Source organism: Nitrosomonas sp., from assembly GCF_040240425.1.
GTDB lineage: Bacteria > Pseudomonadota > Gammaproteobacteria > Burkholderiales > Nitrosomonadaceae > Nitrosomonas.
The window spans coordinates 17,190-40,297 of the sequence record NZ_QPHG01000002.1 but is presented as its reverse complement, the minus strand read 5'-3'; the positions used below and the strand labels follow the sequence as shown (position 1 = coordinate 40,297).

The following is a 23,108-nucleotide window of genomic DNA, read 5'->3' as shown; positions in this document are numbered from 1 at the left end:
GAAATAATTCCCGAACCTGTTTATCCGTCTTGATTAGAATCCGGCTATGCTAAATTGTTCCACTTTATTTGTCTAATATTCCACCACCAGTATCGTGCATTTTACCGGATTAAAAAGGTCATTTTCATCCACTGGAATCTCATAAAGTATGCAACAAAAACAACAATATAATACCAACAAGCTGCAAAAACGCCTGCGGCGGCTGGCCGGTACTGCGATTGCTGATTTCAATATGATCGAGGCCGGCGACCGGATAATGGTCTGTTTGTCCGGCGGCAAGGATAGTTATGCTTTATTGGATATACTGCGCAATCTGCAAGCGCATGCACCATTGGAATTTGAGCTGATCGCGGTCAATCTGGATCAAAAGCAACCCGGTTTTCCTGAGCAGGTACTGCCCAGCTACCTGACGGAAATCGGCATGCCTTTCCGTATCATCGAACAAGATACTTACAGCGTTGTAAAACGCGTCATCGCGGAAGGGAAAACCACGTGCAGTCTTTGCTCGCGTTTACGCCGCGGCGTGCTTTACCGGGTTGCCAGCGAATTGGGCGCCACCAAAATCGCGCTGGGCCATCATCGCGACGACATCCTGGAAACCCTGTTTCTGAATATGTTTTATGGCGGAAAATTGAAAGCGATGCCGCCCAAGCTGGTCAGCGATAATGGCAAGCACATCGTTATCCGTCCGCTGGCTTACTGCAAGGAAAAGGATTTGGCAGCGTACGCCGCCATTGCAAATTTTCCAATCATTCCCTGCAACTTATGTGGATCGCAGCCTAACTTGCAACGCCAGGTCATCAAAGAAATGTTGCAACAATGGGATAAAAAATTTCCCGGTCGGCTGGAAACCATGTTTCGCGCCTTACAAAACGTTCAACCATCGCATCTGGCCGATACTTCCCGCTATGATTTCTTCAACCTGAAAGCGCAAGATCAACCCTTCATCGGCGGGGACACGGCGTTCGATGAAGAAACTTTCGAACCCAATATCGAAGAAATGCTAACCCCTGGCGCGGAAGAAACGGATGATCGTTCACTCGTTTCATCATCATGACCGGCGATTTCCGCGCACCGGCGGCACCCATTTGAAAGTCATCGCGACCAAACCGGCAAACACAATATAAACCGCTGTCAACACGCCTTCCGGTGCATCGTAAAACATGATGCGATGAAGCCAATGCTGAATAAAACTGCCGCCGGTTTCAACCTGGCGCAAGCTATTTTCCCATGCTGTCAACGGGCAAACGGCGCCCATCAAAGATTCCATCACGACCAATACAATCGCGCCAAGATGTAAATAACGAAACCATGGATTCCTGATAAAGCTCAGCTTAAACCACGCGCCCAGCCAAATGACGGGCAGGCTTCCAACCACAAACAGCACATACAAAAAATGAACGATCAGTACAATGTCAGCCAATGGCGTGTTTGATGGGGTAATTTTGCATTAACGATGACCGGCGCAACAACTCATCGCGCCATTGAGGCAGGAATGAATTGCAAGTTTTTGTTTTCCATACAACTTGCAATTCATGGGTACAAACAAAATTAATAATCACCGGTTCCTTGGGTACGCATATCATTCTTGATGAATCTTATACCATTGATACTGCGTGCAACGGCCATGGCTTTATCGATATCGTCGCGAGAATTGACGGTGCCGCTAAGTTCGACCACACCCTTTACGGTTCTGACATTGATTTCGAAAGGCCGCAAGGAGAGCTCATCGATAATGGCTTCGTGAACCTTGGTGGTAAGGACAATATCATCGTATTGCTCTGCGCTTCCCTCATACTTAGGCGCCGATGTGCAGGCCGGGAAGAAAGCCATTTGCGCAATCAAAAAGAAAACAACAAAACGACTATTGCGATCAAGTTTTACCATGATGAGGTTCTCCTAAATGAATATTGGAAAAATATCCCTCGTCACATTTAGATTAAAGACCCTTGCGCTACTGCCTTCTAAAATTGATTCAATTCAAAATTAACAGTGTTATTGAATTTCCGGTAAGTATTCGCAAAATCAGAATGCGAGGTTTTTTATGGACAGAGTAGCTCGCGTGCATGCCAGTATAAAAAGCATTCTATTCCTGCAATAAATATTACCTGAATATCACGCAGTGCAATTGTTTATTTGGAATACTTGCGCAATAGATCTCACTATAATTTTGCAGCTTTAGCGCTTAAGGCTAAGACAAATTTCAAAAGATGAAACAACTTACGATCCTGAAGAAACCGGCGCTATTAGCTGGTTTTTTCTGACGGCTGCGCGGGTGAAGTTTCCTTGAGCAATGGAAGAACCAATTTTTCCAGTTTTTTCAAATTGACCCGGCCTACATAGGTTTCCGCAATTTCACCGGAACGGTTAATGACCACGGTATACGGCAATACCGACATGCGGTTGCCAGCCGCCGCTGCCAGCGACCACGCGTCCATGCTGCCGACCAGTACGGGATAGTTGATGCCGAATTCCTGGCTGAACATTTTCACTTTGTCGGCTTGATCCAGCGCGATGCCGACAAACACCAATCCTTGCTCGCGGTATTTTTCCTGCGCCTCGACAAACTCAGGGATTTCCTCTTGGCAAGGTGTACACCAAGTAGCCCAGAAATTCACCACCAGCACTTTTCCAGACCACTGCGAAACGGCCTGATTTTCGCCGTGAATATCCGGTAAATTGGCTTCGAGAATCGCTTTTGCACCTTGCTGGCTTTCTGCACTGGATAATTCCACCTGATACGACTCCGTCAATACGGATCGCAGAAATGAACCTGCTCCCAGTGCAAATAATGCGACACAAACATACAAAAAAATCTGCTTAAATTTTGACATCACGAAATCCTTTGATAGTTTTCCAGCTTGAAGAAACTTGATATTGGGTTTTAGTGCGCGCAAATACAACGCAAGAAGTTTAGATTTTGGCATCGCTACTTCACTTCCTTAGATAATTTTCAATCTGCAGAAACCTGTTGTCAGGTTTAATGCATGCCTAAATCAAAACGGCGTTCAGCACAGTTAAGAAATCATTTTTATTCAGAAAACCGATCACTTTAATATCAGGCACATCGTTACCCTGGCGATCGATAAATAGAATGCCCGGCGGGCCGAATAGCTTAAACCGCTTCAATAAAGCCGCATCATCCGGTGTACCGTCGGTCACATCGATTTGCAGCAGCACGACATCCTTCAAACGTGATTGCACTTTGGCATCGGACAACGTAAAACGATCCATTTCCTTGCAGGAAACACACCAATCCGCATGAAATCTAACCATAACGTGCTTGCCTTTGGATTGGCGGATTTGCTCATCCAATTCCGCAACGGTTTTTACCCCCTGAAAAGGTAAAGCCGGATAACTGGAAACTGCTGCCTCTTGACCGCTTGCCGCGTCCGCTGCCAAGTTTAGTTTTGACAGCGGCTGCAACACATCGCGGCTACCGGATAACACGCCGATTAATAATGCCACACCTACCAGCAAAGCAATCACACCGATGCCTTTGAGAAATTTCTGCAAACCCGAAGCGCGTTCCGGCAGCGGATCAATCGCATGCAGATAAATAGCCGAGATAATCAGCAACGCCGCCCACAACAGCATATGCACCACGTCGTTAATAACCGGAGAGATCAACCAGATAGCGACGCCGAGCAGTAATACGCCAAAGAACCGCTTGATCGATTCCATCCATGCTCCGGCTTTTGGCAACAACGCACCGGCGGATGTGCCCAGCAACAGTAAAGGCACGCCCATCCCCAGCGCCATGACGAACAGCGCCGAACCACCCAGTATCACATCGCGGGTCTGGCTGATATACAGTAAAGCACCAGCCAAAGGCGCCGCGACGCAAGGGCCGACGATCAATGCCGACAATGCGCCCATGCCGAACACGCTGGTCAAATGCCCGCCTTTAAGGTGACCGGCTTCCTCGGATAGCTTGGTCTGCAAAACACCGGGCAATTGCAGCTCATAAAAACCGAACATGGAAAAAGACAGCAGCACAAAAATCACTGCAAACGAACCCAGCACCCAGGCATTCTGCAATGCGGCCGACAGCATTGAGCCCGACAACCCAGCCGCCACACCGGCAATGGCATACGTAATCGCCATGCCCAGCACATACGCCAATGCCAGGATAAATCCATGACTTTTAGTCACGTGCTTGCCGCGATTGGCAATAATTCCCGACAAAATCGGAAACATCGGAAACACACAAGGGGTAAGCGACAGCAGCAAGCCAATACCGAAAAATCCGGTCAGGATCAACCAGAAATCACCGGTTTGAAACATTTGGTCAATTTTGTACGCCTCGGTTTCAATGGCAGGCGCTTTGGATGGCATCTGGAACAAATCTGCCGTTGCATCCACCCCGGCCGCAGCAGCCGGGTTACTCACGGCGTTAGCAACCGCGCCGATAGCGGCTTTCACTGCCGGTAATGTCAGATCGATGGCTTTATGAATCGGCGCGTAACAAACACCGACCGGCTCATTGCAACCCTGATAAGTCGCCGATAGCGTCAGCGGTTGCTCGCTTGCGGAATCCACGCGTTTTAGCGAAATGATGGCTTGTACCGGACTGTAATAAACTTCCGTTTGGCCAAACGTTGCGTCTTCTTTCATTTTGCCCGGCGGCAACGTCACTTTTTCAATAACCATGCCGTCTTGCTTTGGCTCAAACACGATTTTATCGCGATACAAATAATAATCCTTAGCCGGTGTCAGGCTCGCGATCAACGTGTGGCCATCGCGCACCTCCACCGATAGCTTAAATGCCTCATCCGGCGGCAGAAGCTCTTGCGGATTGCTTTGACCCAGCTTGATCCCCAGTCCCTGAAGTTTCTGGAACAAGCTGAAAGAACTGCCTTCCTCGGCATGCACCTGAGTACTGGCCAAACATAAAATCAGTAACAAAAATTGGATTGATCGCATCGGTATTCAGTCGTGTTTAATCGGAATCGGATAGTAGTGTTGTATCGGCGATCCACTGCAAATAAGCAGGCAGCCCACCGGCTATAGGAACCATAATCACTTCAGGAAGTTCATAAGGATGCATCATCTTGATCAACTGTTCAACCCGGTCGTAGTGCTGCTTCCGGGTTTTGATCAAAACCGGAACTTCTCCGGCCGATTCGATTTTACCTTGCCAGCGATAGATCGAAACACAGGGACTCAGCACATTGACGCACGCCGCCAAGCGCTGCTCGATTAAAGCTTCAGCCAGTAGCGTAGCTGTTTTTTGATCGGGGAAGTTGGAGATGATCAGTACCGCTTCCATTGGCGTTATCAGTTAATACACAATAGCTGATTTTACCTCGCTTAACGCTGCAATGGACAGTTGTGATAGCAAACGCGCGCGCTGGGCATGCCGCGCCAATACGCATATACTTAAAAAATAATTAATCGCAAGGAGTAGAGCAAATGAAAGGACTATTTAACTTGGTTATAGCGCTATCGATCATTACCCCGGTCACGGTATTTTTTGGCTATATCCTCATGGATGAAGGTGATCAATTCACGACCGAGCATTATATGGTGACAGGATTAAGCACAATTCCCTTCATTTTCGCGCTGCTCGTCAAATTTCTGATGTCAGGCGTCGAGAAAGAATAACAAACCCTTCGCAAAAAAAGCCCTGATAAACTCGAGCAATTTCAGTGACAAGGTTGCATGAAAATTCTTTGCGTCAATCTCAATACCTCTTCCGGTGACGTACATTCCAACGGCTGAACTTAGGATCAGCAGTAAAATAATGCGCTTGCTAAAAGCGCTAAAATTTTAAACGACCGCCCGCAATCTGTTTATTAACCAGACAATCTCATTTTCTTTAATCCCCAGCCAGCGCGCCTTGTGAACATTCACAGGCGCGCTGATAGGCCAACCCGGCTACCGCCAGATCCCCCAGGGCCAATCCCCGGAACACAAACGCGGTGCGCTCGTCAGCCGTGCAGCGCCCAGCTGCATCGCCCGTCACCAATCCGGTCAGATCACCGTGCACCAGCGCCGGATCAACCAGCGGTTTGTCCATGCTGGCTTCCTGTTCCAAGTCATCGACGATAATCCGGTCAAACGCCGCTATGCTTTCTTTCAGCCACGGTGCGGCCAGATCCGTCATGGTGACAAAAACACCGGGTTTCAGCCAGCGCGCATCCAAAAAAGGAACGAGTTGCGGCGATAAGGTTACCGATGTGACAATCAAATCCGCATCGTGCATCGCTTCTCGCGCAGTTTCGCTGGCAACCGCCGTCAGTCCCATTTTTTCCGCGCTGCGGCAGAAAGTATCCCGGCTCATTGTCCCGCGCCCAAACGCGCGAATCTCTGTGAGCGGAAACAACGCAACCAGCGCCTGCAAATGGCTATGCGCTTGCACGCCGCAACCGATAAACGCAGCAACGGAAGCATCCGGCCGTGCCAGCCGCTTGGCCGCAACGGCGCTCAATCCGGCAGTGCGCACTGCCGTCACCCAGTTGCCGTCGAGCATCGCGAGCGGCAATCCGCTGCGGCTATCGAGCAAAGTCACCAGCGAATTAATACTGGCCAAGCCGTTTTTAGGGTTATCCGGATTCAACACCAAGGCTTTGACAGCAAGAAAAGGTGGATCGTCGGCCGCCGCCAGCGTAGCCATCATATACCGGCCATCCGGCGGCGTAATGACTGCTTTGGGCGCATTCCAAACTTGCTGGCGCTTACGGCCGAGCAACAGATGCTCAATACTGAGCGCAATTTCCTGCGGCGTTAATTGCAGAGATTGCAATAAATCCCAAGATAAATACCGGATGTCAGAACTTTGCCGCACGGAACGTTGTCTCTGAAGATTCTATTAAGTTAATGGAAAATTAGCCATTTTCGCGCTACGGCTGCTATAATACCGCCCCCGCCGCAACAACTAAAAGCTTATTTTTTGAGGAATTATTTATGTCTCGCCCGATCCGCAATATCGCCATCATCGCTCACGTTGACCATGGCAAAACCACGATGGTTGACAAACTGTTGCATCAAGCCGGCACCTTTGCCGCACACCAGCAAATTTCTGATCGCGTGATGGATTCCAACGATATTGAACGCGAGCGCGGTATTACCATTTTAGCCAAGAATTGCGCCATCGACTACGAAGGGGTTCACATCAATATCGTCGACACCCCGGGTCATGCGGACTTCGGCGGTGAAGTCGAGCGCGTGTTGTCGATGGTCGACGGGGTTTTGCTGCTGGTCGATGCCGTAGAAGGCCCGATGCCGCAAACCCGCTTTGTCACCAAAAAGGCGCTGGCGTTGGGATTGCGTCCGATTGTCGTGATCAACAAGATTGACCGCCCCGGCGCGCGTGCCGATTGGGTGGTCGATCAAACATTTGATTTGTTCGACAAACTGGGCGCCAGTGACGAGCAGCTTGATTTCCCGGTCGTGTATGCTTCAGCGTTGAATGGTTTTGCCACGCTGAATATTGAAAAACCCAGCACGGACATGCGTCCGTTGTTTGACACCATCCTCAACTATGTCCCCGCTCCCAATGAAAATCCCGATGAGCCCTTACAACTGCAAATCAGCGCGCTGGATTATTCCAGTTTCGTCGGCCGTATCGGCATTGGCCGTATCCGCCGCGGTAAACTGAGACCCGGCCAGGAAGTCATGGTGTTAATGGGCGATAAGCCGCCGAAAAAAGCCAAAGTCAATCAAGTGCTCGGTTTCCAGGGCCTGGAACGGATACAAATGAAAGAAGCCTTGGCCGGTGACATCGTGCTGATCAACGGCGTGGACGAACTCAGTATCGGCGCCACACTGGCCGATGTCGACAAACCCGAAGCGCTGCCGGTTCTCGCTGTTGATGAACCAACCCTGACCATGACGTTCCAGGTCAACACCTCACCATTCGCCGGCCAGGAAGGCAAATTCGTCACCAGCCGCCAATTGCGCGAACGTCTGGAAAAAGAATTGCTGACCAACGTCGCGCTGCGCATGGAAGAAACCAACGAGACCGATTCGTTCCTGATTTCCGGACGCGGCGAATTGCACCTGACCATTCTGCTGGAAAATATGCGCCGCGAAGGCTACGAGCTGGCAGTATCGCGCCCGCACGTGGTGATCCGTGAAATCGATGGCGTCAAATGCGAACCGTTTGAAATGCTCACCGTCGACGTCGACGAAGCCAATCAAGGCGCAGTGATGGAAGCCCTGGGCGCACGCCGCGGCGACTTGCAAGACATGGTGTCGGATGCCAAAGGCCGTGTACGGCTGGATTACCGCATTCCGGCGCGCGGTCTGATCGGTTTTCAATCCGAATTCATGACCATGACGCGCGGCACCGGCTTGATGAGCCATGTGTTTGACGAATTCGCTCCGATGCGCCAGGAAATCCCGCCGCGCAGAAACGGCGTGCTGATTTCCGCCGAACTGGGGGAAGCCGTCGCCTATGCGTTATGGAAACTGCAAGACCGCGGCCGCATGTTCGTCAGCCCCGGCGACCGCCTGTACGAAGGCATGGTGATCGGCATTCACACCCGCGATAACGATCTAGTCGTCAATCCGATCAAAGGCAAGCAATTGACCAACATCCGTGCATCCGGCACCGACGAAGCCGTGACATTAATCCCGCCGATTCAGCTGACCTTGGAATCCGCGATTGAATTCATCGCCGACGACGAGCTGGTGGAAATTACACCGCAAACGATTCGCATCCGTAAACGCTTCTTGCTCGAGCATGAACGCAAACGTGCTTCACGCGCGGCTGCTTAATAGCTAATCTAAACAATTGCGCCGGTCTTAATCACACCGGCGCATTCCATTCTTTCCGTTACAACAACCGATCAGTTCGCTTTAGTTGCACCGCTTTTCAGCAAATTGGGCGGCGGGCCGACCGGCTCAAAGTCCTTCAGCAGCGGCACATCGCTTTTATTAACCGAGCGGAGATCCATGTCGTACGTGCCGTGCGGCCCCCAACTGCCGGTGAATTGCTTACCGTCCGGTGTGAATGTCCAGCACATATCCTCGCCACCGGTATTGACCGCATCACCGAGATTCACCGGCTCCTGCCATTCGCCATTGGCATTTTGCCGTGCAATCCACTCGTCATGACCGCCGCGCGAACCCAAATCGGTGCGCATGCTGGTGATGATCAGACTTTTGCCGTCCTTCGATAACCCCGTCCAATGCATATGGTCGCGCTGCGGTGAATTGATTTTCGGCCCCAGGCTTTCGGGTTTCTGCCACACACCGTCTTTCTTCTCGACCTTCCAGATATCGCTGTCCTGCGTCACGCCCGGCTGGTGATAACTGAAATAAATCAGGCTATCGGACGCAATGATCGGGCAATGCTCCTCGCCTGTCGAAGTATTGATGCTCGGCAGCTCCGGCACGTCGTTCCAATTTCTGGCCGATTGCCACACGCCATCGACTTTTTGCACCACATACAAATCGCCGGACAACATATTGCCCGCTTCGTAGCGGGTAAAATAAATCACGTTGCCGTCATCGGAAAAGCTCGGCTCCAGCTCCCACGCCGAAGTATTGATGTCCGGCCCCACCTTCGGATCGATCCCCGGCCCCAAATGAACCGGCTCCTGCCACTCGCCATCGACCCGATGCGACATCCAGATATCGAAACTGTAATGACCGCCAGGCGATTGAACACTACCCTCGCGCGTCGACACAAAAATCGCCGTCTTGCCGTCGGCGCTATAAGTAATCTCCATCTCCGAACCGGTCGAATTGATTTTCCCGCCGATGCTGTTCGACACGCGCGAATGCTCCGTCGCTGCACCGTTGCCGGAACCGTGCATGCCAGGCATCGCATGGGAAACGCCATGCGCCAGGATAAGCGCCAGCGGGATGAAATACAATTTTGGCATTAAAAGATTCTTTTTCATTGACTGACCCTCCATTTTAGGTAGCTTTGGGTTTTAGGAAGAATAGATTGGTATATATCGTATTTCATCAATTCAACTTATTGCCAGTAGGGTGGAAGATCTCTTTGCTGGAGAGATTATCGTTAAAACCTTCAAACATGAAAAGTTCTTATAGTGCTATGTTATTGGCACGATCGTGACAATTCACGAGGAATTACAAGTTAAATCAGTTCTATTTTTTACTACTATCAGTAGACTGTCCTGACTGTGAATTACCTGTTGAATTTGTAGAATTATTATCTGGCTTTTTTTGTGGCATCAAATTATGAGCACCATCAAAACTCTTTTTTTCTATTTTTGGATCTAAATTATTAGCGCCATAAAAACTCTCCTTACTTATACTCTGATTTGATTCATTCTTTTCTGACATATATTTCTCCATTGAGCTAATTTTATTTTCTGCAGCAATATAACTAAAAATTGAAGCTAATAAAACACCGACAATAAAAACGAAAATGGATAATCTATCTAGAATAGCTAAGATTTTATTATTCTTATTATTGCCTGCTATCAATTCTTCCAAATGCTTCGCATTCCAAGAAAAAATGGCAAGTATGAGAATAATACATAACAAAAAGCAGGCAATAGCTAAAACAAAAATATACAACAAAGTTGTTGAACCAACATTTGTAACAGTAAGTAGAGTAATTAAGAGACCTATAGCACCTGTTGATAGAACTAATAAGCTTTTATCATATTCAAGCTTAGTATTAAACCAAGCATTTACTTTCGCAGCATAGTATGCAACTTCTTTTTCATCAGACATTGTAGAAATGCTAGCTAGTTAAACTTGCCTAAATATCAATATTCGTAGCCCTCAACGCATTTTTCTCGATAAACGCCCGTCGTGGTTCCACCACATCGCCCATCAGGGTGGTGAAGATTTCGTCAGTCAGGATACTGTCTTCGATTTGCGCGCGCAGCAGGCGGCGGTTTTGCGGGTCCATGGTGGTTTCCCAGAGTTGGCTGGGGTTCATTTCACCCAGGCCTTTGTAGCGTTGCACGTTCAGGCCTTTTTTCGCTTCTTCCAGCAGCCATTCCAGCGCGTGTTTGAATTCACCGGCTGCTTGCTTGCGTTCGCCGCGTTGAATGTAAGCGCCTTGACTCAGTAAGCCTTCAAACACTAGCGCAGTTTTCTGGATTTGCGCGTAGTCACCGCTGTCGAGAAAATCGTTATCCAGGTAGCTGGTCAGCACATTGCCGTGCGACAAGCGCATGATTTTGAGGCGGTAGCGTTCGTGTAGATCGTCGTATTCGGCGGCGATTTCCACATCTTTGACGCGCGCCGCCAAGCGGGATGCACTGTCCGCGGCTGCTTGTCCGCTGCTCAAATCGACATCAGGTTTGCGCAGCAGCGCGTGCATGACATGGCTGTCGATCGCTTGAGTCATGCGCTCGATCACAGCTTCGGCCAAAATGTATTCATTGGCGATTTTTTCCAGCGTTTCGCCGGTCAACGAAGGTTTGCCGTCGCCGGTATGCAGTTCCGCGCCATCCAGCGCCAGGCTCAGCATGTATTGCTTTAATTCGTGATCGTCCTTGACGTAGCGTTCCTTTTTGCCGTGCTTGATTTTATACAGCGGCGGTTGCGCGATATAAATGTGACCGCGCTCGATCAATTCGGGCATTTGCCGGTAGAAGAATGTAAGCAGCAATGTACGGATATGCGAACCGTCCACGTCCGCGTCGGTCATGATGATGATACGGTGATAGCGCAGTTTGTCAGGATTGTATTCATCCTTGCCGATGCCGGTGCCGAGCGCGGTGATCAGCGAAATGATTTCCTGCGACGAGATCAATTTGTCAAAACGCGCTTTTTCCACGTTCAGGATTTTACCCTTGAGCGGCATAATGGCTTGGAATTTACGATCGCGCCCTTGCTTGGCGGAACCGCCTGCGGAATCACCCTCGACCAGATAGAGTTCGCACAATGCCGGATTCTTTTCCTGACAATCAGCCAGTTTTCCCGGCAGTCCCATGCTGTCGAGCACGCCTTTCCGGCGCGTCAATTCGCGGGCTTTACGCGCTGCTTCGCGAGCTCTGGCGGCATCAATGATTTTGTTACAAATCGTTTTAGCGTCGATGGGATTTTCCAGCAAATACTCGGTTAGTTTTTGCGATACGACTTCTTCCACTACCGGGCGCACTTCGGACGACACCAGTTTTTCCTTGGTTTGCGACGAAAACTTAGGTTCGAACAATTTTACCGACAACACGCACGACAAACCTTCGCGCATGTCGTCACCGGAGGTTTCCACCTTGGCTTTTTTGGCTAGTTCGTTCTTCTCAATGTAATTGTTGAGCGTACGCGTCATCGCCGCGCGCAGGCCGGTCAAATGCGTGCCGCCGTCTTTTTGCGGAATATTGTTGGTGAAGCACAGCACCTGTTCGGTGTAGCTGTCGTTCCATTGCATCGAAACCTCGACGGCAATGTTGTCCTTCACACCCGTTGTATAAAAAATACTGGGGTGCAGCACGGTTTTGCTGCGGTTGATGTACTCGACGAAGTTTTTGATACCGCCGGTGAAAGCGAACCTTTCATCCTTGCCGGTACGTTGATCGATCAGATGTATTTTTACGCCGTTATTGAGGAACGACAGTTCGCGCAAACGCTTGGCGAAAATGTCGTAGTGGTATTCAACGTTGCCGAAAATTTCCTTGCTGGCGAGAAAGTGCACTTCGGTACCGTGCCGTTCGCTTTCGCCGGTAGCTTCCAGCGGCTTGACCGGAACACCCATGCGAAATTCCATCTGATGCATTTTGCCGTCGCGGCGGATAGTGAGTTTCAACCATTCCGACAACGCATTGACCACCGATACACCGACACCGTGCAAACCGCCGGAAACCTTGTACGAATTGTCGTCAAATTTTCCCCCGGCATGCAGTTCGGTCATGACGATTTCCGCTGCGGAGCGCTTCATTTCGTCGTCATGCTTAATGCCAGTCGGAATGCCACGGCCGTTGTCCAGCACGCTGATGGAATTGTCCGGATGGATGGTGACGGTGATGTCGTCGCAATGTCCCGCCAGCGCCTCATCGATGGCGTTATCAACGACTTCGAACACCATGTGATGCAAGCCGGTACCGTCGCTGGTATCGCCGATATACATGCCAGGCCGTTTACGCACGGCGTCCAGGCCTTTCAGGATTTTGATGCTTTCGGAACCGTAATCGCTCGAACTGTCTTTAGGTACGTTGGGGTTTTGATCGCTCATGGGTCAGGATTTTCAGGGTTATGTACGTTGCAGGGAATGACTTCGATAGTTGCGGATTTTGCTGAGTTCTTGCTCACATGCGGTTAAATTCTCATCGGCATGACGATATATTTAAACGCATCGTTCCCAGGTATTGTGATCAGCACGCTGCTATTGGCATTTTCAAACGCGCACTGCACGATTTCGCTATCGATATTGTTCAATAAATCGAGCAGATAGGTGATGTTCAAGCTGATATCCACTGCTTCTTCAGTGTAGTTGATTTCCAGTTCTTCTTCGGCTTCTTCCTGTTCGTTGTTTTTGCAAACGATACGCAGGTTATTTTCACTGACGATCAAGCGAACGCCACGGAATTTTTCGCTTTGATTAGACAATATCGATACGCGTTGCAACGCTTGCAAGAAGGTTTGGCGGCTAATTTCAAACTGTTTGTTGTTCCGGGTCGGGATAACGCGGTTGTAGTCGGGAAACTTACCGTCGATGACTTTGGACGTCAGGACAATGCCCGAAAAGGAAAACCGCACCTTGTTCTGGAAGTATTCAATGGTCACCGGCTCTTCGCTGTCTTCGAGCAGTTTGGATAGTTCATACACAGCCTTGCGTGGCAGGATGACTTCCTGTTTTTTCTGTGCTTTATCCAATGCCGCTGCGATGTAAGCCAAACGATGCCCGTCGGTGCCGACACTGATGAATTGCTTGTTATCCGTCAATAACAAAAGACCGTTCAGGTAATAACGGATGTCTTGTTGCGCAACAGCAAACTGGACATGATGCAACAAGTCTTTTAATTCTTTTTGTTTCAGCGTAATCGCATCTTCCGATTCAGCTTCTTCCGCAACTTCTGGAAAGTCTTCTGCTGGAAGTATTTGCAGATTGAACGCGCTTTTACCGGATTTGACGTAGAGATGATCGTCCTGCCGGGTCAGTGTCACTTCAGCATCAGCGGATAGCGAACGCAAAATATCCTGTAGTTTTTTTGCGGAAACCGTTAAGGAAAAATCCTGTTTGGGCAACAAATCAAGGGTTGCAATCGTTTTGATTTGTATTTCCAGATCAGTGGTCAAAAAAGAGGTCTTTTCCGCATTTTGCCGGATCAGCGCGTTTGATAGGATGGGTAATGTCTGACGTCGTTCGACAATTCCGGTAACCGTTTGCAACGGTTTTAGCAATGTATCTCGATTGGTTTTAATTAAAAGCATTTAAATAAAAATAGTAGTAATTAGATAATGTCCGCAATTCTTCTGTATAGTTTTTAACATCCGCTGAATATCAACAAGATAGTATAAAATTTTCGACTGTATGATAAGTGTATACGGCTTGGATAGTTTGTGGATAAAAATCGCGATCTTTTAAAAAAAAGAGTTATACACAATCTATTCAACTGTTATCAACCTCTTAAAATGAGTATCAGCGCGTTGAAATCGCGATTCACCACGGGGTCGGAAACCCGCAATTCGTTGATCTTCCGGTAGCCATGCAACACGGTGGTATGATCTCTGCCGCCGAAGGCTTCGCCGATATCCGGCAGGCTCAATGCAGTCAATTCCTTGGCGATAGCCATCGCCATTTGCCGCGGCCGTGCGACGATACGCGAGCGTTTTTTCGAGTACATTTCCGATACTTTGATTTTGTAGTAATCGGCAACGGTTTTCTGGATGTTCTCGATCGAAATCTGCCGGCTTTGCACGGCGAGCAAATCCTTTAGCGCTTCCTTCGCCAGATCCAAGGTGATTTCCTGACCGACAAAGCGCGAAAAAGCCAGCACGCGTTTCAATGCGCCTTCCAGTTCGCGTACATTGGAGCGGATATGTTTGGCGATGAAAAATGCGACATTTTCGTCCAGGCGCATTTTTTCCTGGAAGGCCTTCTTTAATAAAATCGCCACACGCATTTCCAGCTCCGGCGGTTCGACCGCAACTGTCAATCCCCAGCCGAAACGCGATACCAGCCGTTCTTCCAGTCCGGTAATTTCTTTTGGATAGGTATCGCAAGTAATGATCACTTGTTTATGTGTTTCAATCAGTGCGTTGAACGCATAAAAAAACTCTTCCTGTGTACGGTTTTTGCCGCCGAAGAACTGCACATCGTCCACCAGCAGCAGATCGAGCGAATGATAATACAGCTTGAACTTGTCGAACGCTTTGTGCTGGTATGCGCTGACCACGTCGGATACGTATTTTTCCGCATGCACGTAGCGGATCTTGGCGTTTTTGTTGTTTTCCTGCACGTAATTACCGATGGCCTGGATCAGGTGCGTTTTTCCCAGTCCCACGCCGCCGTAGATGAACAACGGGTTATATGCAATGCCGGGCGATTCGGCTACCTGAATAGCACCGGCGCGCGCGAGTTGGTTGGCTTTACCGGTGACGAAATTATCAAATGTAAAATTTGGATTCAGACCGCTGGGATTTTTCCTGCCTGGCTGGTATGCGGTCTTGGGTTCCACTGGTGGTTCCTGTGGCGTTTCCACCGGCGCGGCTTTGACTATCACAGCTTTTGCATCATTTGGCTCAGCCAGTTTCAGGTGAAACTGGATTTTCTTATCGAAGTACATCAGCGCCATGTTTTCAATGTGCCCGATGAAATTATCTTTAACCCATTGTGACACGAAACGATTCGGTGCAATCAATACAACTTCGTCGTCGCTATTCAGTTCCGGATCAATTTGTAAGGGCTTGATCCAGGTATTAAATTGCTGTGCGTTGAGTTCTTTTCTAAAATGATCAAGGCAAGATAACCAGAAAGTATTCAGTGATTGCATCATTTTTTGTTCTTCGTCTGTCTGGTTTGGAAAGGCGGTCATAATGCAATGTTATTTTAGAAAAATCGGCGGTTCAATTTCCAGGTTATCAATTAATCGTGTCTTGTCGAGCCAAGCTGCCCCTAAAACGACTAAATCTTGATCCGGAGCTTGTGCCGGAAGTAGTGAACTGCGTCTATGGATGCTGATGTAATCAACTTTCCAGCCGCGCTGCGCTAGATTGTTGCTGGCGTTTTCCTGTAATGCCTGAAAATCGTTGCAGCCTGAAATGATTTCCTGCTTGATGCGCAAAAGCGTCTGATAAAGGTGACAGGCTTCTGCCCGTTGCGTACCGTTTAAATACTGATTGCGCGAACTTAATGCTAGTCCATCAGCTGCCCGGATCGTTTCTCCGGCTACAATATTAACGGGTAAATTCAATTGTCGTACCATTTCACGCACTATATGCAACTGCTGATAATCCTTTTTGCCGAATACAGCCAGGTCAGGTTGAATAATATTGAATAGTTTCAATACGATCGTTGCAACACCACGAAAAAACCCCGGACGGAATTTCCCTTCCAAGATATCTGCTACAGGCGGTAATGCTAACAAGAATTCTTGCGGTGTTGGGAAAAGAATTTTTTCATTAGGTGCGAAAACGGTCTTGACATTCAATGCGGACAGCGCCCTGCAATCTTCTTCCAATGTGCGCGGATAGCGCTCGAAATCTTCGTGCGGCAAGAATTGCAGCCGGTTGACAAAAATACTGACCACCACGCAACCGGACAGCCGGTTTGCCTGTTCGATCAGCGCCAGATGGCCTTCGTGCAGATTGCCCATAGTTGGAACGAAAGCAATGTTTTTTTCACCGCGCAGCGTTTCACGCAATGCGGCAATATCGGTCAGTATGTTCATACAGCGCAGGTGATCAAAATTCGTGTTCTTTAGCAGGAAACTGTCCGGTTTTGACAGCCTGGACATAATTCGCCACTGCTTCGGGTATGCTTTTAGCATCCGGCATAAAGTCTTTGACGAAACGCGGTTTTTTACCTTGGGATAGTCCCAGCATATCGTGCAGCACCAGCACCTGACCTGAGCAATCGGCGCCCGCGCCGATGCCGATCGTCGGAATAGATAATGCTTGGGTAATTTTTTTCGCCAATTTCGCCGGAACCATTTCCATGACCAGCAAGCTCGCACCGGATTTTTCCAGCATTTTTGCGTCGTCGAGCAATTGTTTCGCCGATTTCTCCGTATTGCCCTGTAGTTTATATCCACCCAGCTGGTGAACTGATTGCGGTGTCAAACCGATGTGCGCGCACACTGGGATACCACGCTGGGTCAGGAATTGAATCGTGTCAGCCATGAGATGACCACCTTCAATTTTAACCATCTGCGCACCCGCGGCGATAATCCTGGCGGCATGCTCAAACGCTTGCGCGGGTGAGATCTGATAACTGCCGAACGGCATATCCGTGACGATCAGCGCCTTGCTGCTGCCGCGCGCTACACAGCGTGTATGGTAAAGCATATCGTCCATTGTCACGGTCAAGGTAGTGTCACTACCGTGCAATACATTGCCCAACGAGTCGCCAACCAATAACACGTCTACACCGGCATTTTCCAGCACGGCCGCAAAAGTTGCGTCGTAACAGGTCAGTACCGCGAATTTTTCACGATTCTCAACCATTTTTTGCAGGGTAAGGTGGGTAATTCTCATGTTTTTGTATCAATACCTGATAAAGACTTAGCTGTTACCGGATCATAGCGTATTTGCTGGCTTCCAATGGACGTTTCAATATCCTGAATGGATGTGCATTCCGCTGTGATTTTTCTCACTGCGATTCCGGGTCAATCGCGTTATCTTGAAACTGGATTGGTTGATAAATGCATTGGCAGCAGTTTTTGGCAGCGCCAAAACCTTATTTCAATCGCAACTTTGGGATCGATCAATCCGCCTAGTAATGTTTATTAAACCCTTCAAAGGAGAAAAATCATGTCTCATGAAATGAGCGGTTCTGAAAAAATGAAAGCCGAATGCCAAACCATGGCGAGCTTAACCCCGGAGGAAATCAGTCAAATCGCGGGTGGATTATCCGGTTTCGGTGCGGTTAATTTTAACACTTTTCCATCTTGGTTGATCAGGGGTATCCCGGTCGATATTTCTCATTTTAACAATTCGTTCAACGCCGGACACTAACAGTTCATAAAGAGGGAGATAGCAATGGGACCAACCGGATCAGCCCGTATTTTGCAAATACATCCAACACGGCAGTGTAATCTAAGTTGTCTCCACTGCTATTCTTCTTCTTCACCACGTGCGCACGGCGCACTTGCGCTTGATCTTTTGTGTGAGGCCATTTCGGATGCAGCCGATGAAGGTTTCAATTTTGTCAGTCTTTCCGGTGGTGAGCCGCTGCTTTATAAACCACTGGCGCAATTATTACAGTATGCCCACACGTGCGGTATGCGTACCAGCGTGACTTCCAACGGGATGTTGCTGACCGCGCCGAATATCGAGCTGTTGCAAGGCAACGTCGATGTGCTGGCGATCAGCATTGACGGCATACCCGAGTCGCATAATCGCATCAGAGGTTCGCAACTGGCGTTCGATACCATGAAAGCGCGCTTGCCGCTGCTGCGCGCAGCGAATCTGAATTTCGGTTTTATTTTCACATTGACGCAATACAATCTGAACGAACTCGACTGGGTCCGGGATTTTGCCATCAGTGAGGGTGCAAAATTGCTCCAGATTCACCCCTTGGAGGAAGTCGGTAATGCCGCCACGATGCTGCAAGGAAGTGCACCAGATGCGACGGAAAGCGCGTATGCCTGGTTGCTCGCCCAGCAAAGCAATAACAGCGCATTGAGAGTGCAAATTGATCTCGCATTTAGCGAAACCGTGAAACAACATCCTGAGTTGGTTTTTGCCAGTGTTGCGTCAGAACACAAAAGTAAACGGTTTGGCGATTTGGTTTCTCCGGTCGTGATTGAGGCGGACGCCACCGTCAGTCCAATTCAATACGGATTTGCGCGGGATTTTGCCATAGGTAATTTAACCCAGGCACCGTTGCGTACACTGCTGAAAGACTGGCAAGTAAAGCGCCTGCCAGCATTTTATACGCTCTGCCGGGATGTGTACGATGAAATTGCCCGCGCGCCTAACCCCTATTTCTTTGACTGGAACAATTTGATTGGCAAACGGGCGGAAGAAACGAATCATCCGTCTCCCATGAAAAAGAGCGGTCAATCGAATGTAGCGCATGCGCACAGCGATATTTGACGTCATCCATCGATCCAATGAAACACAACCTCTTTCGCACAGAAGCCTTATCCCACCAGCAAAACCGCCTGCATGGCGATGTTTTGATTGCCCGGTCTCCGGCGATCAGTGTGCTGGTTTGGGCAGCTGCGCTTTTTGCCATTGCGATCGCCGGTTTTGCATACTGGGGGGAATATACCCGTAAGGAGCATGTGGTGGGTTATTTGTCGCCGACACAAGGCATGATCCGGATTTTCTCCCCGCAAGCTGGAACCGTGGTTGAAAAGCACGTCAGTGAAGGTCAACAGGTCAAACAAGGCGATGCGTTGCTGATCATTACCAGCGAACGGACCACGTCGAATACGCGCGAAGCGCAGGCGGCGATGCTCGCTGAACTGAAACAACGGCGCGATAGTTTGCGGCAGGAACAAGGTAAGCAGCAGCAAATCGATGTACTGACCGGCAGCAGTATTGCCGGACGGATCCGTGGATTGGAAACGGAAATCCGCGAAGCTTTGGCGCAATTGGCGCTTCAAGCCAGCCGCGTGGTGAATGCGGAACGCACGGTGGCGCGCTATGAAAAATTACTGACAGAGCATTTTGTCTCCGATGCGGCCGTGCAGGAAAAGCACGAGGCGCTGATCGATCAGCGAAATCAACACGCGCAATTAAAACGCAGCATCACCGGCTTGAATCGCGAGCTAAGCGCGGCGCGCGTGGAATTATCGGCTTCCGGTTTGAAACAGGCCAATAATACCGCTGCGATCGAACGGCAAATCTCCGAGCTGGAGCAGCAGCTCACGGAAGCGGATGCACGCCGCAGCGTTATTTTGACCGCACCGGCCGATGGCACGGTTACGACCATTTTGGCTGAAGTAGGGCAGATGGCGAATCCGGCGATGCCGCTGCTTTCCATTTTGCCCGAGGGCGCCGAGCTACAAGCGCAGTTATTGGTGCCCACGCGCGCCGCCGGATTTATTAAGCCGGAACAGCAAGTTTCTCTGCGCTATCAAGCTTTTCCCTATCAGCGCTTCGGACATCATCTGGGTGAGGTGGCCGAAATTGGCCGCACGGTGATTCAACCAAATGAATCCAGTTTGCCGGTAGCGATTCAGGAGTCGGTATACCGCATCACGGTCCGTTTGCCACAGCAGCAGGTGCAAGCGTACGGCCAAGCGATGCCATTGCAAGCGGGCATGGTACTGGATGCGGATATTCATATCGACCGGCGGCGATTGATTGAATGGGTGTTTGATCCGGTGTTGTCGATCACCGGCCGGATTTAAAGGGCTGATGATGCTTAATTTTTCCTTACGCCACAAAACCCCGGTTATTCTGCAAACCGAAGTGGCCGAATGTGGTTTGTCGTGCTTGGCGATGATTGCCAGTTATCATGGCCATCGCATCGATCTGGCTACTTTGCGAACACGCTATCCCATCTCGTTACGCGGATCGACACTCGCCGATTTAATGAAAATTGCCGGTCAACTCAAACTCACACCGCGCCCCTTGCGGCTGGATCTTGTACATTTGCCGGAACTGAAGCTGCCTTGCGTGTTGCACTGGGACTTCAGTCATTTTGTGGTATTGACTCGCGTTCAAGGAGACCGCGTCACACTGCACGACCCGGCTGCGGGTGAACGTGAATTGGCGTTAGCCGAATTCTCCAAGCATTTCACCGGAATTGCGTTAGAGCTGATGCCAGCCAGCGAATTCACGCCGCGCGACGATACGCGCAAGGTAAAACTGACCACGTTGATCGGCCGTTTGCAAGGATTGAGCGGGACGGTTACCCAGATCCTGGTGCTCGCGTTGGTATTACAGCTTTTTGCCATCCTCGCGCCCTTCTATATGCAGTGGATTGTCGATCAGGCACTGGTGGCGCAAGATTATGATCTCATCACCGTGCTGGGAATTGGATTTCTGTTGTTCGCCGTAGTGCAAGCGGGTGTGACAGCATTGCGCGCCTGGGTGCTGATGGTGCTTGGAACAACGCTCAATTTGCAGATGATCACGAACCTGTTTCGTCATTTGATCCGCCTGCCCATGAGCTGGTTTGACAAGCGCCACGTCGGCGATATCGTGTCGCGTTTCGATTCGCTCAATGTCATACAACGTACCCTGACAACCGGATTTCTGGAAGCGTTGATCGATGGTGTGATGGCGATGGTCACGTTCGGCATGATGCTTTTTTACAGTATCAAACTGGCATTGATCGCGCTGATTGCCGCTGTGGTTTATGCCTTGCTGCGGTTTGCGTTATACCGCCCGTTTCGTCTTGCCACGGAAGAACATATTGTCCGCAGCGCCAAACAACAAAGTCATTTTCTTGAGACGATCCGTGGCATGCAGAGCATTAAGCTGCACGCGCATGAATCGCCGCGCACGGCAGCGTGGCAAAATCTGACGGTCGATCAGTTCAATGCCAGCATCCGGACCCAGCGTCTGGGTATTTTGTATCAGGGACTCAATGGCTTGCTGTTTGGCGTGGAGAATGTAATTACCATTTGGTTCGGCGCCATGCTGGTGCTGGATACCGCGAACGGCAGCGGTTTTTCGATCGGAATGCTGTTTGCTTTCATCGCGTATAAAACCCAATTTGTGCAGCGTGTCGCGGGCTTGATTGAAAAGGGTCTGGAATTGCGCATGTTGGGGTTGCACACGGAACGTGCCGGTGATATTGCGCTGACGCCCACGGAACCGCCTGATGAATCGGGAAGTATCACGGCGCCGCTTGCCGGACGGATCGAAGTAAAACATCTGGCCTTCCGTCATGCGGAAACCGATCCGCTGGTGTTGCACGATGTCAGCTTCGATATCCAACCGGGTGAGTCGGTCGCTATCGTTGGCCCATCGGGTTGCGGTAAAACGACTTTGGTTAAATTGATGTTGGGACTCTTGCAGCCGAGCAGCGGCAGTATCGAAGTGGATGGTGTTCCGCTGGGCCGTTTTGGGATTGAACGGTACCGCAATGCGGTTGCCAGCGTGATGCAGGACGATCAATTGTTCGCCGGTTCCATCTCGGAAAACATCTGTTTTTTCGATGCGCAAGCGGATTACGGCCGTATCGAAGCAAGCGCGCGGCTGGCATCGATCCATGACGACATTACCGCGATGCCGATGCAATACAATACATTAGTTGGCGATATGGGCGCGGTTTTGTCCGGTGGACAGAAACAGCGGCTATTGCTGGCCCGGGCGCTTTACCGCCAGCCCAGCATTCTTTTCCTTGACGAAGCCACCAGTCATCTCGATATCGCGCGTGAGCACAGCGTCAACGAAGCGATCCGTGCGTTGAAACTGACGCGCATCATCGTTGCGCATCGTCCCGAAACCATCGCCAGCGCGGATAGAGTCTTTGTGTTGGAGGATGGAAAAATTATCAGCGATACACCGGGCCAAACGTCCGCGCAAATACTGGAACTCGGTTCCGCCGTGTATTCCTCGGCAGAACAGCCAGTTGCCATTGCAGGTTAAAAGCCGGGTGAGGGCGATTCCTTGATTTGTTCCAGTTGTTGTTCGTGACACGCGGCAAGCAGCGGTGCAATGAGTCCGTGACCCGGAATAACGCAATCCGGTGCAATCTCAAACAAAGGTTTTAACACAAAGGCACGTTGTGTCATGCGCGGGTGAGGGATGGTCAGGTGGGCATCCTGGTATTGCAGCGCATCGTACAACAGAACATCGAGATCAAGCGTTCGCGGCGCGTTGAGCGATTCGCGTATGCGCCCGTGGCATTGCTCGATGGCCAGCAACGCATTGAGCAGATCGTGTGGCGCAAGCTGGGTTTCAATCAAGGCCACTGCGTTGATAAAATCAGGCTGATCCAGTCTTCCCACCGGAGCGCTTCGATACAGCGATGAGCAGCTGATCAAGCGGGTGCCGGGCAGTCGTTTCAATTCGTCAAATGCCTGTTGGATCTGAAAAACCGGGTTTTCCAGATTGCTGCCCAAAGCGATGAAGGCCTGGCTCGGTTTTTTATGCATGCGAGGAGT

21 protein-coding genes are annotated in these 23,108 nt (G+C 50.0%); 7 read left to right on the top strand and 14 right to left on the bottom strand.

Annotation, left to right across the window (positions count from 1 at the left end; translation table 11 throughout):
- Window positions 1–148 precede the first annotated feature (148 nt).
- Window positions 149–1,057, top strand: coding sequence for a tRNA 2-thiocytidine(32) synthetase TtcA (ttcA, locus tag DU481_RS00885; protein WP_350131400.1), 909 nt, complete (start codon window positions 149–151; stop codon window positions 1,055–1,057).
- Here ttcA and DU481_RS00880 read toward each other — a convergent pair.
- The 5 genes from DU481_RS00880 to cutA all read right to left on the bottom strand — a co-directional run bounded on the left by DU481_RS00880 (window position 1,052) and on the right by cutA (window position 5,272).
- Entirely contained in the window at window positions 1,052–1,423 is a 372-nt protein-coding gene (locus DU481_RS00880; protein WP_350131398.1) for a DUF2784 domain-containing protein, read from the bottom strand. The genes ttcA and DU481_RS00880 overlap by 6 nt on opposite strands.
- Window positions 1,424–1,551: 128 nt before the next feature.
- A complete protein-coding gene (locus DU481_RS00875) occupies window positions 1,552–1,887 on the bottom strand; it encodes a BON domain-containing protein (RefSeq protein ID WP_090315034.1) in 336 nt (111 codons plus the stop codon).
- A 359-nt stretch (window positions 1,888–2,246) separates the two neighbouring features.
- Window positions 2,247–2,834 carry a TlpA family protein disulfide reductase gene (locus tag DU481_RS00870; RefSeq protein WP_350131396.1) on the bottom strand — a complete coding sequence of 196 codons (588 nt, stop codon included), beginning with the start codon at window positions 2,832–2,834 and terminating at the stop codon, window positions 2,247–2,249.
- 157 nt (window positions 2,835–2,991) lie between these two features.
- A complete protein-coding gene (gene dsbD / locus DU481_RS00865; RefSeq protein ID WP_350131394.1) occupies window positions 2,992–4,926 on the bottom strand; it encodes a protein-disulfide reductase DsbD in 1,935 nt (644 codons plus the stop codon).
- Between the two features lie 16 nt (window positions 4,927–4,942).
- Window positions 4,943–5,272, bottom strand: a complete 330-nt coding sequence (gene cutA / locus DU481_RS00860) for a divalent-cation tolerance protein CutA (protein WP_350131392.1) — start codon at window positions 5,270–5,272, stop codon at window positions 4,943–4,945.
- 143 nt (window positions 5,273–5,415) lie between these two features.
- Between cutA and DU481_RS00855 the strand changes: the two genes are divergently transcribed.
- Window positions 5,416–5,607, top strand: a complete 192-nt coding sequence (locus DU481_RS00855; RefSeq protein ID WP_350131390.1) for a hypothetical protein — start codon at window positions 5,416–5,418, stop codon at window positions 5,605–5,607.
- 214 nt (window positions 5,608–5,821) lie between these two features.
- On the opposite strand, the gene DU481_RS00850 is transcribed toward DU481_RS00855, so the two are convergent.
- Window positions 5,822–6,790, bottom strand: coding sequence for an ornithine cyclodeaminase family protein (locus DU481_RS00850; RefSeq protein WP_350131388.1), 969 nt, complete (start codon window positions 6,788–6,790; stop codon window positions 5,822–5,824).
- A gap of 119 nt (window positions 6,791–6,909) precedes the next feature.
- Here DU481_RS00850 and typA point away from each other — a divergent pair, with 119 nt between their 5' ends.
- Window positions 6,910–8,724, top strand: coding sequence for a translational GTPase TypA (gene typA, locus DU481_RS00845; protein WP_350131386.1), 1,815 nt, complete (start codon window positions 6,910–6,912; stop codon window positions 8,722–8,724).
- Between the two features lie 71 nt (window positions 8,725–8,795).
- Here the strand turns inward: typA and DU481_RS00840 are convergent, their stop codons facing one another.
- The 7 genes from DU481_RS00840 to panB form a co-directional block, all read right to left on the bottom strand.
- Window positions 8,796–9,854: a hypothetical protein gene (locus DU481_RS00840; protein WP_350131384.1), complete on the bottom strand. Its 1,059-nt coding sequence runs from the start codon at window positions 9,852–9,854 to the stop codon at window positions 8,796–8,798.
- Window positions 9,855–10,065: 211 nt separating this feature from the next.
- The gene (locus DU481_RS00835; RefSeq protein WP_350131383.1) at window positions 10,066–10,659 is read right to left on the bottom strand and encodes a hypothetical protein; all 594 of its coding nucleotides are present in this window, start codon (window positions 10,657–10,659) and stop codon (window positions 10,066–10,068) included.
- 28 nt (window positions 10,660–10,687) lie between these two features.
- The gene (gene gyrB, locus DU481_RS00830) at window positions 10,688–13,108 is read right to left on the bottom strand and encodes a DNA topoisomerase (ATP-hydrolyzing) subunit B (protein WP_350131381.1); all 2,421 of its coding nucleotides are present in this window, start codon (window positions 13,106–13,108) and stop codon (window positions 10,688–10,690) included.
- Between the two features lie 83 nt (window positions 13,109–13,191).
- Window positions 13,192–14,307, bottom strand: a complete 1,116-nt coding sequence (gene dnaN, locus DU481_RS00825) for a DNA polymerase III subunit beta (RefSeq protein WP_350131379.1) — start codon at window positions 14,305–14,307, stop codon at window positions 13,192–13,194.
- Between the two features lie 188 nt (window positions 14,308–14,495).
- Window positions 14,496–15,869: a chromosomal replication initiator protein DnaA gene (dnaA, locus tag DU481_RS00820; RefSeq protein WP_350131608.1), complete on the bottom strand. Its 1,374-nt coding sequence runs from the start codon at window positions 15,867–15,869 to the stop codon at window positions 14,496–14,498.
- A gap of 51 nt (window positions 15,870–15,920) precedes the next feature.
- Complete coding sequence (gene panC / locus DU481_RS00815) at window positions 15,921–16,766, bottom strand: pantoate--beta-alanine ligase (RefSeq protein WP_350116530.1); 846 nt, start codon at window positions 16,764–16,766, stop codon at window positions 15,921–15,923.
- Between the two features lie 13 nt (window positions 16,767–16,779).
- Window positions 16,780–17,571, bottom strand: a complete 792-nt coding sequence (gene panB, locus DU481_RS00810; RefSeq protein WP_350131377.1) for a 3-methyl-2-oxobutanoate hydroxymethyltransferase — start codon at window positions 17,569–17,571, stop codon at window positions 16,780–16,782.
- A 276-nt stretch (window positions 17,572–17,847) separates the two neighbouring features.
- Between panB and DU481_RS00805 the strand changes: the two genes are divergently transcribed.
- Genes DU481_RS00805 through DU481_RS00790 form a run of 4 tightly spaced genes read left to right on the top strand, consistent with a single transcriptional unit; the run spans window position 17,848 to window position 22,590 of the window.
- Window positions 17,848–18,051 carry a hypothetical protein gene (locus DU481_RS00805; protein WP_350131375.1) on the top strand — a complete coding sequence of 68 codons (204 nt, stop codon included), beginning with the start codon at window positions 17,848–17,850 and terminating at the stop codon, window positions 18,049–18,051.
- A gap of 24 nt (window positions 18,052–18,075) precedes the next feature.
- On the top strand, window positions 18,076–19,134 hold the full coding sequence (locus DU481_RS00800; RefSeq protein ID WP_350131373.1) for a radical SAM protein: 1,059 nt from the start codon (window positions 18,076–18,078) through the stop codon (window positions 19,132–19,134).
- A 17-nt stretch (window positions 19,135–19,151) separates the two neighbouring features.
- On the top strand, window positions 19,152–20,399 hold the full coding sequence (locus DU481_RS00795; RefSeq protein ID WP_350131371.1) for an HlyD family secretion protein: 1,248 nt from the start codon (window positions 19,152–19,154) through the stop codon (window positions 20,397–20,399).
- A gap of 7 nt (window positions 20,400–20,406) precedes the next feature.
- Entirely contained in the window at window positions 20,407–22,590 is a 2,184-nt protein-coding gene (locus tag DU481_RS00790) for a peptidase domain-containing ABC transporter (RefSeq protein WP_350131369.1), read from the top strand.
- Here DU481_RS00790 and folK read toward each other — a convergent pair.
- Entirely contained in the window at window positions 22,587–23,099 is a 513-nt protein-coding gene (gene folK / locus DU481_RS00785; protein WP_350131367.1) for a 2-amino-4-hydroxy-6-hydroxymethyldihydropteridine diphosphokinase, read from the bottom strand. The genes DU481_RS00790 and folK overlap by 4 nt on opposite strands.
- Between the last annotated feature and the right edge of the window lie 9 nt (window positions 23,100–23,108).